This window comes from Pseudomonas sp. NY8896 (genome assembly GCF_039634505.1).
The window spans coordinates 3,234,366-3,251,860 of sequence record NZ_CP132350.1 but is presented as its reverse complement, the minus strand read 5'-3'; the positions used below and the strand labels follow the sequence as shown (position 1 = coordinate 3,251,860).

General features: G+C 61.8%; 11 protein-coding genes and 1 pseudogene. 6 read left to right on the top strand and 6 right to left on the bottom strand.

Features of this window, described 5'->3' with window-relative positions; genetic code table 11:
* The first annotated feature begins 98 nt into the window (after nucleotides 1-98).
* Together Q9451_RS14560 and Q9451_RS14555 are read left to right on the top strand one after the other, a co-directional pair.
* Nucleotides 99-944: an EamA family transporter gene (locus Q9451_RS14560; RefSeq protein ID WP_012272802.1), complete on the top strand. Its 846-nt coding sequence runs from the start codon at nucleotides 99-101 to the stop codon at nucleotides 942-944.
* Between the two features lie 156 nt (nucleotides 945-1,100).
* Nucleotides 1,101-2,327, top strand: coding sequence for an MFS transporter (locus Q9451_RS14555; protein ID WP_041166730.1), 1,227 nt, complete (start codon nucleotides 1,101-1,103; stop codon nucleotides 2,325-2,327).
* 15 nt (nucleotides 2,328-2,342) lie between these two features.
* On the opposite strand, the gene mgtA is transcribed toward Q9451_RS14555, so the two are convergent.
* From mgtA to Q9451_RS14535, 4 genes are all read right to left on the bottom strand, one after another.
* On the bottom strand, nucleotides 2,343-5,057 hold the full coding sequence (mgtA, locus tag Q9451_RS14550) for a magnesium-translocating P-type ATPase (RefSeq protein WP_012272804.1): 2,715 nt from the start codon (nucleotides 5,055-5,057) through the stop codon (nucleotides 2,343-2,345).
* 445 nt (nucleotides 5,058-5,502) lie between these two features.
* Nucleotides 5,503-6,483 carry an IS5-like element ISPa26 family transposase gene (locus Q9451_RS14545; RefSeq protein WP_024086516.1) on the bottom strand — a complete coding sequence of 327 codons (981 nt, stop codon included), beginning with the start codon at nucleotides 6,481-6,483 and terminating at the stop codon, nucleotides 5,503-5,505.
* Nucleotides 6,484-6,998: 515 nt separating this feature from the next.
* Nucleotides 6,999-8,624: a methyl-accepting chemotaxis protein gene (locus tag Q9451_RS14540; protein ID WP_012272805.1), complete on the bottom strand. Its 1,626-nt coding sequence runs from the start codon at nucleotides 8,622-8,624 to the stop codon at nucleotides 6,999-7,001.
* 140 nt (nucleotides 8,625-8,764) lie between these two features.
* Entirely contained in the window at nucleotides 8,765-9,655 is an 891-nt protein-coding gene (locus Q9451_RS14535) for an alpha/beta hydrolase (protein ID WP_012272806.1), read from the bottom strand.
* Between the two features lie 227 nt (nucleotides 9,656-9,882).
* On the opposite strand from Q9451_RS14535, the gene Q9451_RS14530 reads away from it, so the two are divergent.
* The gene (locus Q9451_RS14530) at nucleotides 9,883-11,127 is read left to right on the top strand and encodes a DUF1835 domain-containing protein (RefSeq protein WP_012272807.1); all 1,245 of its coding nucleotides are present in this window, start codon (nucleotides 9,883-9,885) and stop codon (nucleotides 11,125-11,127) included.
* On the opposite strand, the gene Q9451_RS14525 is transcribed toward Q9451_RS14530, so the two are convergent.
* A complete protein-coding gene (locus Q9451_RS14525; RefSeq protein WP_041166524.1) occupies nucleotides 11,093-12,637 on the bottom strand; it encodes a PLP-dependent aminotransferase family protein in 1,545 nt (514 codons plus the stop codon). The two genes, Q9451_RS14530 and Q9451_RS14525, sit on opposite strands and share 35 nt — an antisense overlap.
* On the opposite strand from Q9451_RS14525, the gene Q9451_RS14520 reads away from it, so the two are divergent.
* From Q9451_RS14520 to Q9451_RS14510, 3 genes are all read left to right on the top strand, one after another.
* Complete coding sequence (locus Q9451_RS14520) at nucleotides 12,638-14,404, top strand: M24 family metallopeptidase (RefSeq protein WP_012272809.1); 1,767 nt, start codon at nucleotides 12,638-12,640, stop codon at nucleotides 14,402-14,404. It begins immediately after the preceding gene.
* Nucleotides 14,405-14,602: 198 nt separating this feature from the next.
* On the top strand, nucleotides 14,603-16,297 hold the full coding sequence (locus Q9451_RS14515; protein ID WP_012272810.1) for a DUF262 domain-containing protein: 1,695 nt from the start codon (nucleotides 14,603-14,605) through the stop codon (nucleotides 16,295-16,297).
* Between the two features lie 31 nt (nucleotides 16,298-16,328).
* Nucleotides 16,329-16,865: a hypothetical protein gene (locus tag Q9451_RS14510; protein ID WP_012272811.1), complete on the top strand. Its 537-nt coding sequence runs from the start codon at nucleotides 16,329-16,331 to the stop codon at nucleotides 16,863-16,865.
* 76 nt (nucleotides 16,866-16,941) lie between these two features.
* On the opposite strand, the pseudogene Q9451_RS14505 reads toward Q9451_RS14510, so the two are convergent.
* Nucleotides 16,942-17,358, bottom strand: a pseudogene (locus Q9451_RS14505) (dihydrodipicolinate synthase family protein); the annotation flags it as partial.
* Between the last annotated feature and the right edge of the window lie 137 nt (nucleotides 17,359-17,495).

Sequence of the window (17,495 nt, the reverse complement as noted above, 5' to 3'; positions counted from 1 at the left end):
CCAAAGAAAGCAGTTCACTCGTCAGAGGCCCATTTTCACAGTAATTGCTTCGCAGGCCGAGCACTAAAATGTCGCCTCGACCGATGCTGGAGCCACGCGTGGACGCAAAAACTGCTGGAACCTTCGCCCCTGTCGGGGCAGCCATCGCCGCGCTGGTCTCGGTGCAAACCGGTGCTGCCTTGGCCAAAACCTTGTTTCCATTGATCGGCCCCGAAGGCGTTGTCGCCCTGCGGCTGGGCTTGTCCGCCGTCATCTTGCTGGCGGTGCTGCGCCCTTGGCGCATCTGGGGCCAGGCCAACATGCTTCATTTGTTGGGTTATGGCGTAATGATGGGGCTGATGAATATTCTGATTTACCGGGCATTCCTCTATATCCCGGTGGGCATCGCGGTGTCCATCGAGGTCATCGGCCCACTGGGCGCGGCCTTGCTGTCTTCCCGGCGGCGGATCGACCTGCTGTGGATTGCCCTGTCGGTCGCCGGGCTTACCTTGCTGCCATGGGGCACGGGCAGTCAGGGCCTCGACCCGCGCGGGGTGATGTACGCGCTCGCGGCTGCATTGGCCTGGGGGCTGTATGTGATGCTTGGCAGCAAAGTGGCGGTTCACGGCAAACAGGCAGTCGGCACCGGGATGTTGTTTGCCGCGCTGCTGGGCGTACCACTTGGTGTCAACCACGCCGGTGCCGAGTTGCTGGCGCCATGGGTGCTTATGGTCGGGTTGGGCGTAGCGCTGCTTTCCAGCACGGTGCCTTTCCTGCTCGACATGTATGCCATGCGGCACTTGCCGCCCAGTATTTTTGGCGTGCTGCTCAGCGCTTCGCCCGCTGCGGGGGCGATAGCAGGCTGGTTGATCCTCGGTGAAGTGCTGGCACTGACCCAGTGGCTGGGCATAACAGCCATTGCCTTGGCCTGCGCAGGGGCGGCACTGGTAGGGCGTGGTCGCTGAGCGCGGGCGCTCTACGCAAGGCCTTTCATCGATGGCGCTGATGATTACTATCGAGCGGCCTGCCTGTCGGCCTGACCAGGCCGTCTCTATAATCGCCTGCAAATCCCCCCGCTCCTGCGCCTGCTACAGGCGACATCCCTCATGGAACCGAACCCCATGCCAAGCAACCGCCAGGCCTCTCGTGGCCTTCCCGAACATAATCAACAGAGTGTCACGCAGCAGTGGCTGGCCATCCTCTCGGTCGCCGTGGGCGCCTTCGCCCTGGTCACCAGTGAGTTCCTCCCGGTGGGGGTACTCAACGATGTCGCCAGCGACCTTGGCATCAGTGCCGGCCTTGCCGGCCTGATGGTGACCCTGCCCGGTATCATGGCCGCGCTGGCCGCGCCTTTGATCTCGGTGGGTGTGGGGGCGCTGGACCGGCGCTACCTGCTGATCGGCCTGACACTGATCATGATCATCGCCAACGCCATCGTGGCCTACGCCGGTGACTTCAACCTGCTGTTGGTCGGCCGCGTGCTGCTGGGTGTCAGTATTGGCGGCTTCTGGGCGACCGCCATCGCCCTCAGCGGGCGGCTGGCACCTGACGGCATGGGCGTAGCCAAGGCCAACTCCATCATCATGGCGGGGGTAACCCTGGCGACGGTAGTGGGCGTACCCGTGGGCACCTGGCTGAGTGGCCTGATGGGCTGGCGCATGACCTTCCTGGTCACCGCCCTGGTCGGCGTACCCGTGCTGCTGGCGCAGGTATTGCTGTTGCCACGGCTGATGCCGGAAAAGGCCATTCGCATCAGCGACCTGCCAGCGCTGTTCGTCAACCCGCAAGCACGGGTCGGCTTGATCGCTGTTTTGCTGATCGGCCTGGCGCACTTTGCGGCGTACACCTATGTTGCACCGTTCTTCAAACAGAATGCCGGCTTCGACGGGCCGACCATCGGCTCGTTGCTATTGCTGTACGGCGTGGCCGGTTTCATGGGCAACATCTTCGCCGGCTTTGCCGCCAACCGCAGCGTGCGACATACCCTGATGCTGGTCGCGCTCATGATCGCAGTCAGTACCGCCCTGTTCCCGCACTTCGCCACCAGCATGACGGGCGCCGCGATGCTGATCGCACTGTGGGGCTTTGCTTTCGGTGCGTTCCCGGCCTGCGCCAATATCTGGATGTTCGTGGTGGCGCCCAAGGATGTCGAACGCGGCATGCCGCTGTTCGTGGCCATGTTCCAGGTGATCATTGCCGTGGGCTCGTTCTTCGGCGGGCAAGTGGTCGACCATATGGGCACCGCAGTGCTGTTGAGCCTGGCCACGGCGCTGGTGGGCTGTGGCTTCGTCACCGTGCTGGTGCTGGGACGCAACGTCAGCAATAGCCTGGCGACGCAGCCAGGCTGAGCTGCTGCACAGGGTTCAGAACCACTGCCCGAAGCGGCGGATATAGAGGGCCTTCATGGCCTGGGCGACCACGCAATAGCCCAGCAGGATGGCAACCAGCCAAGGGAAGTACGCCCACGGCAGTGGCACCAGGCCAACCATCGCCCCCACCGGCGAGAACGGGATATAGACACCCAACGCCATCACCAGCCCCGTTGCCAGCACCACTGGCAGCGCGGCGGTGCTCTGGAAGAACGGCACCTTGCGCGTGCGCAGCATATGCACCACCAAGGTCTGTGATAGCAACCCCTCGATGAACCAGCCGGACTGGAACAGTGCCTGCATCTCGACGCTGTTGGCCGCGAACACGTACCACATCAGGGCAAAGGTGGTGATGTCGAAGATCGACGACGTAGGGCCGATCCACAGCATGAAGCGGCCAATGTTGCGCGCATCCCATTTGCGTGGCTTGCTGAGAAATTCCTTGTCCATGCGGTCCCAAGGCAGCGACAGCTGGGAGAAGTCGTACATCAGGTTCTGCAGCAGCAGGTGAATCGCCAGCATCGGCAGGAATGGGATGAACGCGCTGGCCACCAGCACCGAGAATACGTTGCCGAAGTTGGAGCTGGCAGTCATGCACAGGTACTTCATGATGTTGCCGAAGGTCTCGCGGCCTTTGAGCACACCCTCTTCAAGCACCATCAGGCTCTTTTCCAGCAGAATGATATCGGCCGATTCCTTGGCGATGTCGGTGCCGCTGTCTACCGAGATACCGACGTCGGCATCGCGCAGGGCCGCAGCATCGTTGATGCCGTCGCCAAGAAAACCCACCGTGTGACCATTGGCCTGCAGGGCCTTGAGCACGCGTGATTTCTGCAGCGGGGTGAGCTTGGCGAAGACCGTGCGTTCTTCGACCTGCAGCGTGAGGGTGGTGTCGTCCATGCGCTCGATGTCCTGGCCGAGCAATGGCAGGCCTGGCTCCAGGCCAACTTCACGGCAGACTTTGCACGTCACCACCGGGTTGTCGCCGGTCAGCACTTTGACCCGCACGCCCATGTCCCGCAGAGCGGCAATGGCCGGGCCGGCAGTTTCCTTGGGCGGGTCGAGGAAGGTCAGGAAGCCCTGGATCACCAGATCGCGCTCATCGTCGGCGTGATACTGCGCCTTGCCTTCGGCCGCCGGGATCTGGCGGGTGGCGACCACCAGTACGCGAAAGCCGTCCTGGTTGAAGGCGTCGGCACTGGCCAGCAGTTGTTGGCGGCGGCGCGGATCGAGGCTAACGACACGGTCGCCTTCCTGCACATGGGTGGCGATGGCGAGCATTTCCTCGACCGCCCCTTTGCTTACCAGCAGGTGGTCGCCCAGGGCATCCTTCACCACCACGGACAGGCGACGGCGGATGAAGTCGAACGGCAGCTCGTCGACCTTTGCATAGGCGTAGGGGGCCTGGAACTGGCGGTCCTGCCCTGCGAAATGCAGCACAGCTTGGTCCATCAGGTTGCGAATGCCGCTTTGGTGATGGCTGTTGAGCCAGGCCAGCTCGAGGATGTGCCTGTCGCGCTGGCCGTCAAAGCGCACGTGGTGTTCGAGGATGATACGGTCCTGGGTAAGCGTGCCGGTCTTGTCGGTGCACAGCACGTCCATGGAGCCCAGGTTCTGGATGGCGTTCAGGCGCTTGACCACCACTTTGCGCCGGGCCATGGCCACGGCGCCCTTGGCCAGGTTGGCGCTGACGATCATCGGCAGCATTTCCGGGGTCAGGCCCACGGCCACGGCAAGTGCGAAGAGGAAAGCATCGCCCCAGTCGCCCTTGACCACACCGTTGAGCATGAACACCACCGGGACCATCACCAGCATGAAACGGATCAGCAGGCTGCTGACGCTGTTCACCCCACGGTCGAAAGCGGTCTGGCTGCGCGAGCCGGCAATGGCCTTGGCCAGCGAGCCGAAATAGGTGCGTCGGCCAGTGGCGACCACCACTGCGCGGGCGCGGCCACTGACCACGTTGGTGCCCATGAAGCAGATGTTCGCCAGCTCGAGCAGGTTGTCCTGGCTACCGCTGCCCCCGGTAGCGGACTTCTGCGCGACATGGCCAAGGGTGTCGTACTTCTCGACCGGCAGCGCTTCACCAGTGAGCACCGCCTGGCTGATGAACAGGTCACGTGATTCGAGCAGGCGAATGTCAGCGGGAATCATGTCGCCTGCGCAAAGCTGCACGATATCGCCGGCCACCAGTTCGTCCATGGGCACTTCGCGCAGACGCGGGGCCTGCCCGACCTGCTCGCGGCGCAGCACGGTGGCAGTGGTGCGCACCATGGCCTTGAGCGCATCGGCGGCCTTGGTCGAGCGGTACTCCTGCCAGAAGCGCAGCACGCTACTGAGGCTGACCATGGTCATGATGATGATGACCTTGGTCAGGTCGGCGTCATCCGTTTGGCCTGCGCGAAGCGGCAGCCAGTAGTCGGTGACGAAGCTGATCCCGGCCAGGGTCAGCAGTACATAGATGAACGGGTTGTGCAGGGCCTTGAGCAATTGCACCAGGGCATGCGGTTGCGGGTCGTGGGCGACCTGGTTGGCCCCGTCGCGCTCCAGGCGCTTGGCGGCTTCGTGCTCGGTCAGGCCCTGCTCGCAGGCATCGAGGTTGGCGAGGGTGACAGCCAGGCCATTGCGCGCTTCACGGGCGGCACGCGTGGACAAGCGGGTTTCGCGTTCGGCCTTGGCCGATGAGGTGTCGCGGTGTTTGACAGTCATGTTGCTGTGCTCCTGCCGCTGCGGCGGCACGACACACAGACGTTTCACTCAGGCGGTGAACGAAGGCATGTCGGGTCGCAGATGAATACGGGTTCTTTCCGACAGAAATCTGTCCGCTGCCGAGGGTCGGAAGTTGTTTCGGCAGCGAACTTTCTACTCGCGCAATCCATGGTTTTATTCCTTTGTCATAAACAACAGGCCATACGCCCCCGCAAACTTTTCATTTAAAAAGTTCGAGCACAACGATACCGTTTGATATCTTTTATTCAGTGAGAAGTTTTGGGGGTTCCGGCGTGCTAAGGATGGTCTGAAGTAGCCCCTGTTTTCCGGCTACTTCGCCATCGACACTTTCAAAAAACGGTAGCCGCTCAAATCCCGGTCAAACCTGCCGTCTATTTCAGCCTTTTTTGCCGCTGCAAGCACCTCGCAGCAGTCACTTCACTCTTCACGGACGCACCTCTCCTGCATTGGAGAGCAAATGTCGACGCGCCATCCAAATGTTCGACAGGGCGAACAGCGTCACCATCTGAGCAGTGTTTTTCACCAAGCCTCGGAAGCGCACTTTCGTATAACCAAACTGGCGCTTGATCACCCGAAATGGATGCTCAACCTTGGAGCGAACCTGGGCCTTGGCTCTTTCGATCTTACGTATCGCTTTGTATAACGCGCTGCGGTTACCGTGCTTTTTGTAAGTGCTGCGCCGGGCTGCAATCTGCCAGATGACTTGGCGCCCCTCATGCTCTTCACGCTTCTCTACACCGGTATAGCCCGCATCAGCGCAGACCACGTTCTCACCACCGTGCAGCAGTTTGTCGACTTGGGTTACGTCCGCGACGTTGGCCGCAGTGACCACCACGCTGTGCACAAGCCCGGACTCATCGTCGACACCAATGTGAGCTTTGGCACCGAAGTAATACTGGTTGCCCTTCTTGGTCTGATGCATTTCCGGGTCGCGTTTGCCGTCCTTGTTCTTGGTCGAACTGGGCGCATGAATCAGAGTGGCATCGACGATGGTGCCTTGTCGCAGTGACAAGCCACGGTCGCCCAAATAGCCATTGATCACGCCGAGAATACCGGTGGCCAACTCATGCTTTTCCAGCAGGCGACGGAAGTTGAGGATGGTGGTTTCATCCGGGATTCGCTCCAGGCTCAGACCGGAAAACTGGCGCAGGATCGTCGTCTCGTACAGCGCCTCTTCCATCGCCGGATCGCTGTAACCGAACCAGTTCTGCATTAGATGAATCCGCAGCATCGCCATCAGCGGATAGGCTGGACGGCCCCCTTCGCCCTTTGGGTAATGAGGTTTGATCAGAGCAATCAAACCCTCCCAGGGTACGACCCGATCCATCTCTATCAGGAACAGCTCCTTGCGGGTCTGCTTGCGCTTACCGGCGTACTCGGCATCGGCGAAGGTCATTTGTTTCATCATCGAAAAGCTCGGCGATTGGTGTCCGGGGATTTTGCCAAATCAGGAAGTCTTTTTCAGGATTTCCCTAACGCGCCAGCGCCCCGCATCTACTTGGGGGGTTCTGGCTGTCATCAGGGTACCCGTGCAGGCGGCGCGGCCAGGCACAGGCCTGCTGCGCCGCAAAGCAGGCGAGCAGGTGATATGAAACGAATGAAGTGAGGTTCATGAGCTTGCCTCCAACCGGCGGACACCGGCGGCGGCAAGCTACGGCGGAGCATCAGGCTCTGGCGCGGCTTGCCCGACCGAGGCGTCGGGACCGGTGTTCCGGTTCAAGTGCCTGACCTGGCCGTACGGCGGTGGTCAGGCAGCGACTAGATACTGTGTCCATTGAATTCTTCAGTGATTGAAAGTAAGGCCCTTGTCCAGGGCCGGTCGAACTTTATTCAAGCGTAGTATCGAAGTCAACCAGCAAGCAGAACTTTAAATAAGTTTCACCTTGTTTTAATGTTACTTGCTGGCGTGGCCGCCATCACTCAAACCTTGAACCGCCCCACCAACGCCGTCATCTCCCCCACCAGGCCCGCTAGCGCCTTGCTCGCTTCGCTGGTCTGCTGCGCGCCCGCCGCTGAATGGTGAGACAGCTCGCGAATATTGAGCAGGTTGCGGTCTACCTCCCGCGCCACTTGGGCCTGCTCTTCGGCCGCACTGGCAATGACCAGGTTGCGCTCGTTGATTTCGCCGATCGCACTGTAAATGCCCTCCAGCACCTGCCCCGAGGCCAGGGTCACCTCCAGTGTCGATTGCGCCCGGTTGGTGCTGGCCTGCATCGAAGCCACCGCCGCCTCGGTGCCGGCTTGCACGCGGGCGATCATCTGCTCGATTTCCTGGGTCGATTGTTGCGTGCGGTAGGCCAGCGTGCGCACCTCGTCTGCCACCACCGCAAAGCCGCGCCCGGCCTCACCGGCGCGGGCGGCTTCGATGGCAGCATTGAGCGCCAGCAGGTTGGTTTGCTCGGACACCGAGCGAATCACTTCCAGTACCTTGCCGATATCCCGCACCTGCCCGACCAACTGTTCCAGATGCGCACTGCTGGTCTGGATCTCGCGGGTCATGGCTTCGGTGCCGTCGATGTTGTCACCGACTTGCCGGCGACTTTGCGCAGCCAGCTGGTTGGACTCGCTGGTGGTTTGCGAGGTGGTGATGGCGTTGCGCGCAACCTCCTCCACGGCCGTGGTCATTTCGGTCACGGCGGTAGCGGCCTGCTCCAGCTCCTGCCCCTGCTGGCGCAGGTTGTTGGCGCTTTGCTCGGTGACCGCATTCAACGCCGTGGCGGCGGCATCCAACTGCTGGGCACAGTGATTGATCTGCCCAAGGGTGTCGCGTTGGCTCTGCTGCATGCGCTGCAGCTCATGGAACAGCTGGCCGATCTCGTTGTTGCCCTGCCCTTGCACCGGTACGCTCAGGTCGCCACCGGCAATGCGCTGGAAATGCCGACCGGCTTCACGCAGCGGGAGCAGCACACGCTGGGCAATGAAAGCCCAGCACAGTGCCGCCAGCAGCAAAGTCACACCCAGCAGGCACAGGCTCAGAAACTGCGCACGGGCCAGACGCCGGTCGGACTCCTGCATGATCTGCTGACCACGTTCGCTCAGTGCGCCCACCAACTGTTGGCGTAGCGCTTGCAGCCGGCCCATGGCATTGCCGGCATCGCTGTTGACCTTGAAGTACTGCTCCAGCGAACGCTGACGGGTCGCCTCTCGCTGCCCGGCAACCGCCTTGGCGTATTCGGCAAAGGTAGCCTGCAGCTCGAGTGCCAACGTGCGAAGGGCTGGCTCACGGGCGTTTTCGACAAACGCGTCGACCAGCGCCTGGCTCTTGTCGTTCAGCTCCACCGACAACACCATGCGCTTGCCAGCACTCTCGTCATGGCCACCCAACTGCTCGATGAAGCCCGAGGACACATTGGCGCTGGAACGAATCGCCATCAACAACGCATTGTTCAACCGGTCCGACTGGTGCGCCGTCTGGTCCAGCTCGGTGATCTGCTGGTCGCTGCCCACTGCTGCCCACCAGGCACTGACGGTGGAAAACAGCAGGGTCAGGCTGAACAGCGACAACACCCAGAACATTCCGGTGCGGATCTTCAGGTTGGCAAGCATGCGGGCAGTACTCCTTGTTGGCACCACTTCTGGTCGATGATTCGACGGTGGGTGTGCTGCTATCGGAGTAGCTGGCGCAGGCTTGAGGCACCGGGATGCGGTTATGGGCGGTAACCGAACAGATTGCGCCGAGGCCAGCCTCAGCGACCGAGAAAGTCGACCACCGCCTCAGTGAAGGCCTGGGGTTGATCCAGCATGACGAAGTGGAAGCTGCCATCGATTCGCTTGAAGCTGATGCCCTGCGTGCCGGCATAGGCATTGGTGAAGGTTGCATCGACGCTGGAGGCAGGTACGCCATACATAGGGTCATAGGCGTATACGACCTCTATCGGCGCCTGGATAGCGCCAAGCTCCGGGCGCAGGTCGGTGGTCATCAGTTCATGGGTGGCATCGGCTACGGCCTTGCGGTCCGAGTGCAGCGCCGCCGCAATGAGTGCAGGCCGTGCCGCTGCGGTCTTGACCAACCGGTCGATGGCCGTGCGCTGCATCGCTTCGGCCTGCGCTGCAGGGGCCGCCAACATCGCATCGCGGAATGCGGCAGCCTGCGGTGCGGCCGTTTCGGCGGTTGCCCTGGGGTCGATCAGCAACGTGTAGAACGGCAGCGCATCGACGACCATCAGCCGGCCTACCTGCTCAGGATGGCGTGCACCCAGCATCAGCGCGACCTCACCGCCCAGTGAATGGCCAATGATGGCCGGCGTCTCAAGGTGCTGGCGGCGGATGTAGTCGGCTACCGCCTCGGCCACCGGAGCGGCCACGCGCCCGTCCACAGCGGGCACGGTTGGCGAGCCGGCAAAACCTGCGACCTGCACCAGGTGCAAGCGGTGCTGCTGGCGCAGCGTGCTGGCGAGCCCCGCCCATACCTTACGCGATGAGGCCAGCCCCGGGATCAGGATAACGTCCGGCCCAGCGCCTTCGACCTGCACTGAAATACGTTCGCTTAGCGCGGTCTCTGGCTGGCCGGGCGCGGCCAATGCCGAAGACAGCGACAGGCTGGCCCCGATTGCCGCCAGCAGGGTACGTACACGCATGTCAGCCACTCCTTTGACTTCGACTGAGAAAAGCCCACCACTATAAGACGCGCGGCAAGCCATGGGAAAACTATCGTTTGCAACCCGGTGTGCTGCACCGTTAAAGTCGGGGGCCTGGGCGCTGGCTGCGCCTGCGGTCCGCGCGAAGGGGTTGCCCGAGCCATGCGTCAACACATTCCCATACCAGCTCCCGGCTTGTCGGCGGACCGAGCCCCAAAGGAGTTGGCATGCCCGCCATCAATGCATCCCGTCAGCACGGTCTGCTCGACCTGCCCGCCTTGCGCAAACGCGCCAAGCGCTTGCTGAACGCCCTGAACAATCACCAGGCCGAAGACGCCCGCGAGCAATTGCGTACGCTCGGCCTGCCCGGCCCCGACTACCGGCTTGCCGATACCCAATGGCTGGTGGCCCGCGAGGCCGGCTTTGCCAGCTGGCCAAAGCTCAAGGCACATGCCGACGCCGTGGCCTTTGCCGCACGCCACCCCGGTTTTGCCGCCGATGACGAAGCCACCGTGCAGCACTGGCGCTGCGGCAACGACATCGCCCACAGCCTGCGCACCGCCGGGTTTGCCGGTGCATTCCAGATGTTCGACGACCCCATGGTCATGGGCCCGGTACCGGCGTTGCCCGAGGAACGGTACTGGCGGGTGCGTGGAGACTACGTGCAGCAGGCGTTCAACCTGCGGGCGGAGGACGTTGAACAGCGCCAGGCCGCACAGCGAGCGGCGCTGGCCGGCCTGAGCACAGACAGCAAGCTGGTACTGTGGTGCGAGGCCGACGCTTACGACCAGCTGTTCCTGATTCGCGTGCTCGCCAGCCTCCCCGGCCTGCCACGCCGGCTGGAACTGATCGAAGCTGACCAAGTGCCCGGTGTCGAACGTTTCATCGGCATCGGGCAATTGGCGCCTGACCTGCTGGCGTGGCTGTGGCCACAACGTCGTGCACTGGGTGAAGATGCACTGGTCCTGGCACGCCAGGCATGGGCGGCCTATACCGCGCCAGCGCCACATGCCTGGGCGGAGCTCGCCGGCCGCCCGCACAAGGCTTTGCCTTTACTGGGCCGGGCACTGGCGCGCCAGCTACAGGAACTACCGGGGGCGAATGATGGTTTGAGCCTTACCGAACGCCTGTTGTTAGGCGTGCTGGCCTCTCGTGGCGAGCTACCGGCTGGCCGCGTGTTTGGCCAGTTGATGATGCAGGACGACCCGCTGCCTTACCTGGGTGACCTGATGTTCCATGTGCTGCTGCAACCGTTGATCCATGCGCCGCAGCCGCTGCTGCTGGAGGGCCCCGGAGAAGCCTGGGCACAACGCCTATTGCGGCTGACCCCGCTTGCCGAGCAAGTGCTTGCAGGAAAAGCGCACTGGCTGGATCACAACCCCGCGCAGCGCTGGGTTGGCGGGGTGCTGGTCGATGCGGCTGACAGGCCTTGGGTGGTCAGCGAGCAGGGCGACGTGTGGCGGCGCATTTAGACGCCGCACGGTCACCGGTGGGCGCCGCCTTGCCAATCGCTTTGGCGGCGTCCGCCAGGCGTTGGGTAGCCAACCGGATCTCACCCACATCCAGCGAAGCGAACCCCAGGCGCAACGCATTTTCGGCATGGCCAAACGGCGAAAACTGCCGCCCACTGCGCACCACCAGGTCCAGCTCCAGCGCGTTGTCGACCAGCTGATCCACGTTGATCGCATCGGCGAACTTCACCCACAGCGCCAACCCACCTTCGGGTTCCTGTACGGTGATCTGTTCGCCGAACGCGCCATGCAAACACGCCAGCAAGGTTTCGCGGCGCCGACGGTACTCGCGGTTGACCCGGCGCAAGTGTTTCTTCAGTTCGCCATCATTGATCAAGTCCGCCAGCATCCGCTGCATCACCGCATCGCCCTGCCCCAGGGTAAGCGTGGCCCTGCGCTCCAGCACGGCTGTTACCTCCACCGGTGCGACGATGTAGCTGCAACGGAACGTGCTGCCCAGGGGTTTGGACAGTGTGCCGATGTAAATCACATGGCGCTGCTGGCGGTCGCTGGCCAAAGGCAGGTAAGGCCGCCCAGAAAAGTGGTATTCGTAGTCGTAGTCTTCCTCGACCACGCAGAAGTCATGCTGTCGCGCCAGCTCCAGCAACTGCTGCCGGCGCCCGGCGGGCAGGCTGACCGTGGTCGGGAACTGGTGATGGGGCGTTATGTACATCATTCGCACCTTGTGCTGCCGGCACAGGGCATCGATCTGATCGACACGGCAACCCTCATGGTCCAGGTCCACGGTTACCAGCCGGGCACCCAGCTGACGGAAAATCTCCCACGCCGGGGGATAGCTCAGGCGCTCGACCAGCACAACGTCACCTGGCTTGAGCAACACGCTGGTTACTAGCGACAGCGACATCTGCACCCCCTGGGTCAGGCAGATATGCTCGGCGCCAACGTTCAGGCTGCGATTGTGCCGCAGCATGTCGGCCAGGGCGGCGCGCAGGTAAAGGCTGCTGCAATCGCTGCCGTGGCGCACGCTGTTGCTGGTGAAGCTGCTGCGCAAGGCATTGCGGTAATAGCGGTGCAAAACAGCCTGCGGCAGCAGCCGGTGATCACAGGCGCCGTTGTCGAAAAACAAGGCCCCTGGCCGCCCCTGCTGCGCCGCAGCCTGCTCGTTCGCCTTGAAGTAGGCAACGGCGGGCTCCACGGGCAGCGCCAGGGCAAACGGCCTGGCGGCACTCGGCGCGACCAGTGTGCCAGGCGCCAACTGCTGGCTGACGAAGGTGCCCCGACGCTGCACGCTTTGCAGCCAGCCTTTGGTTTCGGCCTCCTCGTAGGCCAGGATCACTGTCTTGCGGTTGACGTTCAGCAACTGCGCCATCTCCCGCGTGCCCGGCAACGGCGTGCCAGGGCGCAGGCGGCCCTCGCTGATCGCGGCCACCAGCCCCTCGACGATCTGCCGGTACGAAGCCTGCGCCCCATCGAGCTTGAGCAGTGGCTGCCATTTACGAAGCTGGACCATATGAATTATCCAAAACTGGAGGTTCTGCTGGTCCTGGACTATAGCAACAATCGAACCTCCAATTGCCCCGAGGTGTTCATGCAAAGCCGTCACGTCATCGAATTGTCGCCCTCGGGCAAAACCTTCGACGCCAGCCACGAACTGCTGCTCGATGCCATGCTCGCCAGCGGGCTGCCGGTACCGTTCTCGTGCCGCCGCGGCGCCTGCGGCTCGTGCAAGGTCAAGGTAGTGTCGGGGCAGTATCAGGATAAACAGCGGGATGCGGATACACCGGCCCCCTCCTATCCCTTGGCTGCAGACGAAATGCTGTTGTGCCAGAGCCATGCCTGCAGCGACATGCGCCTGGAAATTCCGGGCTGGTCGCTGGACACCCCAACCCTGGAAACCCACGCTCAGGTTGTTGGCCAGCGCGCGCTAAGCAACGATATCGTCGAACTGGTGCTGCAGCCTGCTCAGCCGCTGGACGTCCGGGCCGGCCAGTACGTGCGGTTCCGGCTGGACAACGGCGACAGCCGCTGTTTCTCCATTGCCAACCTGCCTGCCCAGCAGCAAGGGCAGTTGGTGTTTCACATCCGCAAGGTCAGCGGTGGCCTGTTCACCGAAGGTCTGCTGCCCACCCTGCAAGCAGGTGCTTCGGTAAAGCTCGAAGGCCCGCTGGGCGCCTGTACTTGGCAGCACGATGAGCAACGCCCGCTGGTGCTGTTGGCCACCGGCACAGGCTACGCCGGCATCAAGCCCTTGTTGCTGACTGCCCTGGCTCGCGACGCCGAGGTGGCCCTGTACTGGGGTGGCTCATCGACGGCCGATTTCTACGACCACGCGTTTCTCGACCAGGCCAGTGGGGCGCACCCACACTTTCGCTGGTACCCGGTACTCGCGGGCCAGGCACGCATCCAGCAGGTCGCGCTCGGCCAGCCCCACCACTGGGAAGAAACCCAGGTCTATGCCTGCGGCAATCCCGCGATGATCAGCCAGGCGCGCGAACAATGCGTTGCGGCGGGCGTGCTACCCCATCGCTTTGTCGCCGAGGCCTTTGTCGCCAGCGGCGCGGCGGCCACCCAGGCCTCAGCAGCCAGCACGCTGCACCCTGAACTGGAAAAGGTCGGCCCACGCTACTCGCTGGACGGCATGCTCGCGGCCCGCGAGCAGTCGGTACGGTCCGTGGCCGCTATTGCCAGCCAACTGCAAGTCGGCATGACCACCGCCCAGGCGCTGGAGATGGCCGCGCAAACCCTGCAGGCAATGGGCGCGTCGCACACCTGGCACCCCACCTACATCCGTTTTGGCGACGATACCGTACGCACACCCCGGCAAGGCATTGATCTGCAGCGCGTATTACGTAGCACAGACATTGTCGTGGTCGACGTGGGCCCGGTGTGGGATGGCTATGAGGGCGACTATGGCGACACCTTCGTGTTTGGCCAGCACCCACTGCACCACGCCTGCGTGAAGGCACTGCATGAAGTGTTCGACGAAACCCGCCAGGCCTGGGGGCGTGGGCTGACCGGTCGCGAGCTTTATGACTTCGCAGAGCGCAGTGCCCAGGCCAAAGGCTGGCAGCTGGAGCGCAACCTGGCCGGGCACCGCATCGCAGACTTCCCGCATGTGTTGTATGGCCAGGACAAGCTGGCCGAGGTGGGAATCGTGCCCAGCGAAGTGGTGTGGGTATTGGAGATTCAGTTGTGCCACCCTACCGAGCCGGTCGGGGCATTCTTTGAAGATATCCTGATTGGCGACGCCAGGTCGGCCGTGGCTACGGCTGCTTGATACCACCGTCAGCAAGCAAGGTGCGCGTCAATCAGGCGCGCGACCACTTCGGCAGGCTATGAGCGGCATCGCCGAACACCTCAAGGCAGGCGTACGAGGTGCTGCCTGAGACGCGCGAAATGTAGTGCCCAGGCATGCAAAAAAACTTGATTCAAGCGATGATGAGGCAAAACGCCACCACCCATAAGGACATACCCCGTGGACGCCTCGTCAACCATTCGCAGCATGCTGGCCAACAACCGCATCGTGGTGCCTGCCTATCAACGCGCCTATGCCTGGGATACGCCAGTTGAAGGTTCGACCCGCGCCAGCCAGACACAGGTGTTTCTTTCCGACCTGGAAGCCTACCGCAACAGCCACTCCCGCAGCCCTTATTACTTCGGCCATTTCCTGTTCGAACAGACGCAGGGAGAGTATCGGGTCATCGACGGCCAGCAGCGCCTGACCACGATCACGCTGTTTTTGGCGGCACTGTTCGCGTGCTTGCAAGCCAAACGCGCCCTGACCGAAGATGAGCAGGACTGCTACAAGGACATGATCAGACGGGACAGTCAGATCCGCTTGAAGACGGTCGAATACGACAACCAGATCTTTGTCGATTATGTAATCAACCAATCCAGAACTGTCGCTCCTGCTTCGCTCACCACATCTGCCCAGCGACTCATCAATGGGTTCGACTTCTTCAAAAAGAAGCTGGGGGCTCAGCCTGAAGCGTACCTGACGGACATGCTGCGGATAGTGTCCCAGGCTTCGTGCAGTACGCACCCGGTGCGGGACGAGGCAGAAGCCATTCAGATGTTCATCTTCCAGAACAACCGCGGCAAGCGCCCGTCCAACCTTGAGGTGGTGAAGGCGCAGTTCATGTATGCCATCCACCTTCATGGCGAAGATCAGCAAGCGAAAGACAGCCTGATCGAAGAGGTCCAGCAGCGCTTCGAGACCATCTACAAGTCGATCTCAGCCATTGAATACCGCATCAACGAAGACGACGTGCTGCAGTACACCTTGCGCGTCCATTTCAATACCCTGTGGGAGAGTGGCGCGCTGGAGCGGATTGAGAAAATGCTCGCAGCTGAGGCGCCTCTTGAGTTTGTGCGAGACTTCACCTGCTCGCTGGCCATCAGTTTCGAGCATTTGTCAGAGTTCTTCGGCGATGACGAGCGAAGCAGTTTTGCAATCCACTCACTGGTGAGCTTGGGCGGGATCGCGGTTGTATTGCCATTTATTCTCAAGGCCTATCGCTTTGGTCTCCCCCTGCCAGACAAGAACGAGCTTTGCGTTGCCTTTGAAAGCCTGATCATCCGCCATCGCCTGATTGGTACCCGCGCGGATATCACCTCCCGCATCAATGATGTTTACGAGGCGTTTACCAGCGACGCGCCGACGATAGCCCCTATCCTCGCGCGCATCGAGTACCTCAAGACCGTAACCAGCGGCTGGTGGGCTTTTTGGAACAATGAAAGGCTGGCAGAGGCTTTAGAATGGAATATCCGGCATTCCATCGCCAGGCATTTGCTCTGGAAGTATGAAGTCCACCTGGAAGGACAAGGCCAGCGCGGTTACGCGCCACGGCGCAGCAACGACACCGAGCGTCCAGAGCTGGAGCATATCGCGCCCAGCACCGAGCCCGCCGCTCGCCCACATGGTTACGGTACCTACGACGAAACGTTCAAGGGCGAATATCTGAACTGCCTCGGCAATTACTTGCTGCTGTCCAAACCCCACAACTGTGCAGTGGGGAACATCCCATTCAGCGAAAAGCTGGCGACCTATAAGCACACCTTCCAGCAGCGGGAAATCGCTACGTTCGTCAGCGCCGGCGGCCTGTGGGACCGAGATGCAATCCAGGTTCGGCACGATAAAATCGTCGCCGCACTGATGGCTGAGCTTTAAGTAACCGATAGACACCACATGGAATTGAAAAATGCTTCAATGGCCCGCCCACTCAAAGATCACTTGCTTTAATGCAAAAAATGAAGTCATCGCCGACTCTGCTCGCAGCAGGCTGGATTTGGCAGACTCGCTGATGTTGCACCACGACCACAAGAAGCCATTAACTTGTCACATTGAGGTTCTCACCAGGTCGGCCGACTGGACCACCTGGAACTCAGTCAATGTGAAAAGGATTGAAGACCATATCGTCTACGACCTTGAATTTGACGGTTACCAGGTAAAAATCGAACGCGTCAGCAAGCCCAGCAGAACGTTGTGCAGCAAACCCTTCCGGTGGCAGCTCGAAATAAGCGTTGAAGAAGACAACGCGCTTGCGCTGGATAAAAAGCCTATCGGCACGCGTTTCAAGGTGGCTCGAAGCGATGCCTCGGTCAAAACCATTCAAACCACTATCGAGAAGGTGTTCGGTTTACCCCATGGCTCCGTTTGTTTACTGACGCCCGATGGCCAAAACGCCAATTTGCGCACCTCCATAAAAAACCTGAGGAGCAAATGGAAACAGAGCTAACGCTTACCCCCTGTCGGCGCCCTTGCCGCGGGCTAGCGTAAGCAAGGGCGCAGGTAGAGACTCCGCGGTTGCCGATTCAGGCGCCGAGTGAACCCAGCACGCGTTGCAGCGTGTCCCGAGTGGCTTGCGTACACGCCTGCATCGGCTGGCGCAACTCGTCTGCAATCAGGTTTTGCAACCGCAGCGCCGCCTTCACCACGGCCGGGTTTGGCTCGGCAAAGGCCACCTTGATCCACGGCAGCAACTGGTAGAACGTGCCACGCGCAGCCGCCCAATCGCCGCGGTCGACCTGCTGCAACATGCGCACATACAGGTCGGCGCGCACATGCGCGGAGGCTGAAATGGCCCCGGCACCGCCCAGGCACAGGTTGTTGAAGATCTGCAGGTCTTCACCGGCCAGCACCTGGGCGTGGCCGTCCTCGATCAGGGCCATGGTGGTCTCGCTGTCACCACTGCAGTCCTTCACGGCCGCAATACGCGGGTGGCGCACGATGAGTGAGGTGCACGCACAGTTGTAACCAATAACTGGAGGCTGAAGGATGGTGCAGGGTGCCGCGAAACGAGGGGCAAAGCCCTTGCCAGATCGCAAAGCTCTGGCACCCTGCAAAACAGTGCAGGCATCGCAAACCC

Excerpts from the sequence above, each read along its gene's own strand:
- Q9451_RS14555 (WP_041166730.1), top strand. The coding sequence starts at position 1,101 with ATGCCAAGCAACCGCCAGGCCTCTCGTGGCCTTCCCGAACATAATCAA.
- mgtA (WP_012272804.1), bottom strand. The coding sequence starts at position 5,057 with ATGACTGTCAAACACCGCGACACCTCATCGGCCAAGGCCGAACGCGAA.
- Q9451_RS14545 (WP_024086516.1), bottom strand. The coding sequence starts at position 6,483 with ATGAAACAAATGACCTTCGCCGATGCCGAGTACGCCGGTAAGCGCAAG.
- Q9451_RS14540 (WP_012272805.1), bottom strand. The coding sequence starts at position 8,624 with ATGCTTGCCAACCTGAAGATCCGCACCGGAATGTTCTGGGTGTTGTCG.
- Q9451_RS14535 (WP_012272806.1), bottom strand. The coding sequence starts at position 9,655 with ATGCGTGTACGTACCCTGCTGGCGGCAATCGGGGCCAGCCTGTCGCTG.
- Q9451_RS14530 (WP_012272807.1), top strand. The coding sequence starts at position 9,883 with ATGCCCGCCATCAATGCATCCCGTCAGCACGGTCTGCTCGACCTGCCC.
- Q9451_RS14525 (WP_041166524.1), bottom strand. The coding sequence starts at position 12,637 with ATGGTCCAGCTTCGTAAATGGCAGCCACTGCTCAAGCTCGATGGGGCG.
- Q9451_RS14520 (WP_012272809.1), top strand. The coding sequence starts at position 12,638 with ATGAATTATCCAAAACTGGAGGTTCTGCTGGTCCTGGACTATAGCAAC.
- Q9451_RS14510 (WP_012272811.1), top strand. The coding sequence starts at position 16,329 with ATGCTTCAATGGCCCGCCCACTCAAAGATCACTTGCTTTAATGCAAAA.